Raw genomic sequence first — 5,716 nt, 5'->3', positions numbered from 1 at the left:
CGAGGCGATGCGCTCATAGCTGCCGTCGTCGAAGGTGTAGGCCAGGCGCTGGGCCGCGCCGATCCGCATGTGGTTGCCGGACGGGGTGACCCACAGGGCCGCCTCCAGGTCCGAGCGGTAGATCATCTCGCCGGTGTCGGGACACTTGACCCAGAGGTTCTCCGGGGTTTCGCGCTTGGCCACCAGGTTGCGCACGCCCGGCGCGATCTTGGCCAGCCATCCGCCGCGCTCCCGGGGCGTGGGGACGCTCGGGGGTTTGCCGGACTTTTCGTTTCTGTGCTCAGCCATCGCCATGGAGTTCTACACCGTCGGGTGAGAGCGCGTCAGGCGGAAGTGGAAACCGGTTCCGCCGTCCGACGCGCTCCAATGTTAAATCTAGACCCTTCTTGCCGTTTCAGATGAGCCATCTGGAACGGTCAGGGTCTAGCGACTCGCGCGAAGCGCACAGCCTTAGCCAAGGATTCCACTTTGGAAAGAACCCGCGTGGTCACGGTTTCGTTCATTGCCAGGGCCGTGGCGATCTCCTCGACCAGGGCCGAGCCCACCACCACCCCGTCGGCGACCCGGGCCACGGCCGCTGCGCGCTCCGGCGTCTTGATCCCGAAGCCCACGCAAACCGGCAGGCCCGAAGCCGTCCGCACCCGTACAACATGGGGCGCCACCACCGCGGCGTCAGCTTCCTTGACCCCCGTCACGCCCGCCACCGAGACATAGTAGGCGAAGCCCGAGGTCCGCCGCGCGATGATCTTCAGGCGCGCGTCGTCGCTGGTGGGGGTCGAGAGTAGCAGCAGGGACAGTTGTTCGGCGTCGAGCGCGTCGGCCAGGGGATCGGCCTCCTCGGGCGGGATGTCCACCACGATCAGGCCATCGGCGCCGGCCGCCGCGGCGTCCCGGGCGAAGGTCGCAAAGCCCCGGTTCACCAGGGGATTGGCGTAGCCCATCAGGATGATCGGCGTGGTCTGGTCGCCCTTTCGGAACGCGGCGATCATGGCCAGGGTCTTGGACAGCGTCATGCCCTTGTCCAGGGCGCGCAGGGCCGCGCGCTGGATCGGCGGGCCCTCGGCCATCGGGTCGGAGAAGGGGAAACCCACCTCGATCAGGTCGGCGCCGGCGGCGGGCAGGCCCTTCAGGATCTCCAGGCCGGTGTCGTAGTCCGGGTCGCCGGCCATGACATAGGCCACGAAGGCGGCGCGGTTCTCCGCCTTCAGCGCGGAGAACCGCGCGTCGATACGAGCCTTGGTCAAATCGTGCGTCCCAGGTGGGCGGCGACCGTCGCCACGTCCTTGTCGCCCCGGCCCGACAGGTTCAGCACCACGATCCCGCCCTTGCCCACGTCGCGGGCCACGTCGCCCAGGCGGGCGATGGCATGGGCGCTCTCGATGGCCGGCAGGATGCCCTCCAGCTCAGCGCAGAGGGTGAAGGCGTCCAGCGACTCCCGGTCGGTGGCGGTGAGGTAGGTGGCGCGGCCCACGTCGTGCAGCCAGGAATGCTCGGGCCCGATGCCCGGATAGTCCAGGCCCGCGGAGATCGAGTGGGCCTCGGTGATCTGGCCCTCGGAGTCCTGCAGCAGATAGGTCATGTTGCCGTGCAGGACGCCCGGCCGGCCGCCGTTGATGGCCGCCGCGTGGCGGTCGGTGTCCATGCCCTCGCCCGCCGCCTCGACCCCGATGAGCTTGACGCCCTCGTCGTTGAGGAAGGGGTGGAAGAGGCCGATGGCGTTGGAGCCGCCGCCGATGCAGGCCACCAGGGCGTCGGGAAGCCGGCCCTCGGCCTCCAGGATCTGGCTGCGCACCTCCTGGCCGATCACTGACTGGAAGTCGCGGACCATCTCCGGATAGGGGTGCATGCCGGCCGCGGTGCCGATCATGTAATAGGTGTCGGCGACATTGGTGACCCAGTCGCGCAGCGCCTCGTTCATGGCGTCCTTGAGGGTGGCCGAGCCGCTGGTCACCGATTCGACGCGCGCGCCCAGCAGGTTCATGCGGAAGACGTTGGGCTTCTGCCGCTCCACGTCCACGGCGCCCATATAGACCACGCAGGGCAGGCCAAAGCGGGCGCAGACCGTGGCGCTGGCCACCCCGTGCTGGCCGGCGCCGGTCTCGGCGATGATCCGGGTCTTGCCCATGCGGCGGGCCAGCAGGATCTGGCCCATGCAGTTGTTGATCTTGTGGGAGCCGGTGTGGTTCAGCTCCTCGCGCTTCAGATAGATCTTGGCGCCGCCGAAGTGGGCCGTCAGCCGCTCGGCGAAATAGAGCGGGCTTGGGCGTCCCACATAGTCCTTCAGGAAGCCCGAAAGCTGCGCCTGGAAGGCGAGATCGGCCTTGGCCGCCCGATAGGCGGCGTCCAGCTCGTGGACCAGGGGCATCAGGGTCTCGGGGACGTAGCGCCCGCCATAGTCCCCGAACCGCCCGGCGGCGTCGGGATAGGCGGCGTAGTCGTTGGGCTTGGCGGCTGCGTTCACGATGATGCTCAGGCGCGGCGGGTGGCGTCGAGGAACGCCGTGATCAAGGCCGGGTCCTTTAGGCCGGGACCGCGCTCCACGCCAGAGGAAACGTCCACCATGGGCGCGCCCGAGAGCCGCACCGCGTCGACGACGTTCCAGGGATCCAGGCCGCCCGCCAGCAACCAGGGCCGCTGGAACCGATGGCCCATCATCAGGCTCCAGTCGAAGCGGGCGCCGTTGCCGCCGGGCAGTTCGGAGTCCTGCGGCGCCTTGGCCTCGAACATCAGGTGGTCGGTCGCCGCCTCATAGGCCTTGGCGGCCGAGAGGTCATGGGCCGTGGAGATCGGGATCACCTTGATGACGCCGGCGCCGGTGCGCCGGGCCACCTCGCGGGCCCGGGCCGGGGTCTCGGCCCCGTGCAGCTGGATCAGGTCGGGCGCAAGGATCGTGGCCAGGCGGTCGAGCAGCTCGTCGTCCGGATCGACGGTGACCGCGACGATCTTGACGTTCTTGGCCCGCGCCGGGGGCGTCAGGCGCGCGGCGGCCTCGGGGGCGATGTTTCGGGGGCTCTTGGGAAAGAAGATGAAGCCGATGTGGCTCGCCCCGCCGTCGACGGCGGCGGTCACCGCCTCGGGCGTGGAGAGGCCGCAGATCTTGGTGGCGATCGTCATGGCCCCGATAAGGGGCGCCGGCCTGCGAAGTTCAAGGCTTGGCCGCGCCCTGGCTCTTCAACAGGTCGCGGATCTCGATCAGCAGGGCTTCCTGCGCGGTGGGCGCCGGCGGGGCCGCGGGCTTCTCGGCGTCCTTGCGGCGCACGGCGTTCACGCCCTTGACGATCAGGAACACCACCCAGGCCACGATCGTGAACTTGATCATGGTGTTGAGGAAGGCGCCGTACTGGATGGCCACCAGTTCGTTGGCCTTGGTGATCGGATTGTCCGGCTTGAGCACGAATTCCAGGTGAGAGAAGTCCACCCCGCTCAGCAGCAGGCCGATGGGGGGCATGACCACCTGGTCCACCAGGCTCTTGACGATGTCGTTGAACGCCGCCCCGACGATCACGCCGACGGCCAGGTCGATGACATTGCCGCGGGCGATGAATTCCCGGAATTCGCTGAAGATGCTCATGGGTCATGCTCTGGCTCAGGGATGTGCCAAGATCGTGAGAGGGCTGACTCGGGTCAAGCATGAGCGACCAGGCGCTGAAACATTTCGGGGTGACGGCGGCCGACCTGCTGGGATCTGGCGTGCAGAGCCGCGCCTATGCGCTGGGCGAGGGCGGAGTGCTGCGGGTGTTCTCGGACAAGACGACGCTGGCCCATGTTCAGGCTCTGGAGGCCTTCTATCGCCGGCTCGACAGCCAGGCCGCGCCCTTCCAGATCCCGCGCTTCGACGAGGTGCGGGAGATCGCCGGCTCGGCCTGCGTGGTGGAGGCCCGTATCCCGGGGATCGAACTGACCCGTTTCCTGGAAACCGCCGCGCCGTCGGCCCGCCAACGCGCGCTGAGCAGCTACATGGCCGCAGCGGGCCAGATTCAACTCATCGGTTTCGACGCCCCCTATCACGGCCAGATCCTGGGGGCGGCGCCGGTTCGGGCGGAGACCTGGCCCGACTATCTGAGCGGGCGCGCGCAGGCCTCGTTGGACCAGGCGCCCTGGGCGCGAGCGGATTTGATACAGCCGGCCCGCGCCCTGGAACGCCTCCACCACCTCGCCCAAAGCCGCGCCGATGCGCCGCGGCGACTGGCGCACGGCGACTACCATCCCGGAAACGTTCTGGTGGACGACGAGGGGCAGGTGACCGGGGTCATCGACTTCAGCGTCCAGGCGGTGATGGGCGACCCGCTGCTGGACCTGACCTCGGCGGCTTTCTTTTTCGACGACAAGGCCGATCGGGCCTACGCGGCCAGCCAGGCGCACAGCCTCAGCGCCGACCTATTCGCCCAGGCGAGCGAACTCTACTGGCTCTATTACAGCTTCTTCTATCTGAGCGCGAAGGCCGCCAAGCCGGCGCTCTATGACCTTTGCGTCCGCAGCCTCAACGCGGCCGCCGAAGCCTGAGGCCTATTCGTCGGCGTTGAGCCGTTCGCGCAGTTCCTTGCCGCTCTTGAAGAAGGGCACGTGCTTGGCGCGGACCTCGACGGCCTCGCCGGTGCGCGGATTGCGGCCGGCCCGGGCGTCGCGCGAGCGGACGGACAGCGCGCCGAAGCCACGCAGCTCCACCCGGCCGCCGTTTTCCAGGGCCTGGATCATCCGCTCGAGAATCACCCCCACCACGCGCTCGATGTCGCGCTGCGTGAGGTGCGGGTTTTCCTCAGCGAGTTGGGCGATCAGTTCAGACTTGATCATGCCTTCTTCCGGTCTTTCGGCTGCGGAACATGGTCGAGTCCCTGAGGATGTTCAAGGCAGGAAAAGGGTTTACGGCCCGGTGACCGTGATCTGCGCCGAAAGCTTGCGCTCATCGGCCCCAAATCGGGGCCGTGGAAGGGCCGGGCGCGGCGCCCTTCCCCCATTCGAACAACCCCGACCGACACCCTGACGTCACCTGACACAGAACGGGCCCTGCGCCCGGTCAACTCAGGATAGTGCGATTGGCGAAAAAGAAAACGGCGGACCGGTTTCCCGATCCGCCGCTCTCAACTCATTTCGGTGAAGATCCGACGCTTAGTCGTTCTTCGCCTTTTCGCGCAGGGCCGCGCCCAGGATGTCGCCGAGCGAGGCGCCGGAGTCCGACGAGCCGAACTGCTCGATGGCTTCCTTTTCCTCGGCCATTTCCAGAGCCTTGATCGACAGACCCACCCGACGGGCGGCCTTGTCGACGGTGGTGATCTGGGCGTCGACACGATCGCCGACGGCGAAGCGTTCCGGACGCTGGTCGGCGCGGTCGCGGGACAGGTCCGACTTGCGCACGAAGGCGGTCATCGGGGCTTCCTCGTCACCGAAGCGAACCTCGATGCCGCCGGTGGTGACTTCCGTCACCGTGACGGTGACGGTCTGGCCCTTGCGGAAGCCGTCGCCCACCATGGGATCGCCGGCCAGCTGCTTGATGCCCAGCGAGATGCGCTCCTTCTCGACGTCGACGTCCAGCACCTTGGCCTTGACCATTTCGCCCTTGTGATACTTGGCGATGGCCTCTTCGCCCGACGCCGTCCAGTCGAGGTCCGAGAGGTGGACCATGCCGTCGATGTCGTTCTCCAGGCCGATGAACAGGCCGAACTCGGTGGCGTTCTTGACCTCGCCTTCCACGGTCGAACCGACCGGGTGCGCCGCGACG

7 protein-coding genes and 1 pseudogene are annotated in these 5,716 nt (G+C 67.8%); 1 reads left to right on the top strand and 7 read right to left on the bottom strand.

The window, feature by feature from the left end; genetic code table 11:
* The 5 genes and pseudogenes from Q7T09_RS07780 to mscL form a co-directional block, all read right to left on the bottom strand.
* A pseudogene (locus Q7T09_RS07780) lies at positions 1-294 on the bottom strand (acetyl-CoA carboxylase carboxyl transferase subunit beta); the annotation flags it as partial.
* 122 nt (positions 295-416) lie between these two features.
* Positions 417-1,244, bottom strand: coding sequence for a tryptophan synthase subunit alpha (gene trpA, locus Q7T09_RS07775; RefSeq protein ID WP_304698999.1), 828 nt, complete (start codon positions 1,242-1,244; stop codon positions 417-419).
* Positions 1,241-2,461 carry a tryptophan synthase subunit beta gene (trpB, locus tag Q7T09_RS07770; protein ID WP_304698998.1) on the bottom strand — a complete coding sequence of 407 codons (1,221 nt, stop codon included), beginning with the start codon at positions 2,459-2,461 and terminating at the stop codon, positions 1,241-1,243. Before trpB ends, trpA begins: the two co-directional genes overlap by 4 nt.
* Positions 2,462-2,469: 8 nt before the next feature.
* A complete protein-coding gene (locus Q7T09_RS07765) occupies positions 2,470-3,114 on the bottom strand; it encodes a phosphoribosylanthranilate isomerase (protein ID WP_304698997.1) in 645 nt (214 codons plus the stop codon).
* 31 nt (positions 3,115-3,145) lie between these two features.
* Positions 3,146-3,571, bottom strand: coding sequence for a large-conductance mechanosensitive channel protein MscL (gene mscL, locus Q7T09_RS07760; RefSeq protein ID WP_304698995.1), 426 nt, complete (start codon positions 3,569-3,571; stop codon positions 3,146-3,148).
* A 59-nt stretch (positions 3,572-3,630) separates the two neighbouring features.
* On the opposite strand from mscL, the gene Q7T09_RS07755 reads away from it, so the two are divergent.
* The gene (locus Q7T09_RS07755; RefSeq protein WP_304698993.1) at positions 3,631-4,503 is read left to right on the top strand and encodes a phosphotransferase family protein; all 873 of its coding nucleotides are present in this window, start codon (positions 3,631-3,633) and stop codon (positions 4,501-4,503) included.
* A 3-nt stretch (positions 4,504-4,506) separates the two neighbouring features.
* On the opposite strand, the gene Q7T09_RS07750 is transcribed toward Q7T09_RS07755, so the two are convergent.
* Both Q7T09_RS07750 and Q7T09_RS07745 read right to left on the bottom strand, forming a co-directional pair.
* The gene (locus Q7T09_RS07750; protein ID WP_304698991.1) at positions 4,507-4,791 is read right to left on the bottom strand and encodes an integration host factor subunit beta; all 285 of its coding nucleotides are present in this window, start codon (positions 4,789-4,791) and stop codon (positions 4,507-4,509) included.
* A gap of 315 nt (positions 4,792-5,106) precedes the next feature.
* Positions 5,107-5,716, bottom strand: a 610-nt coding sequence (locus Q7T09_RS07745) for a S1 RNA-binding domain-containing protein (protein WP_304698989.1), incomplete at its 5' end; no start/stop codon positions are given.

The sequence above is a fragment of the Phenylobacterium sp. genome (assembly GCF_030645195.1).
Classification (GTDB): Bacteria; Pseudomonadota; Alphaproteobacteria; order Caulobacterales; family Caulobacteraceae; genus Phenylobacterium.
Note: the sequence above shows the minus strand (reverse complement) of the source record. Positions and strands in the feature narration are given on the sequence as shown.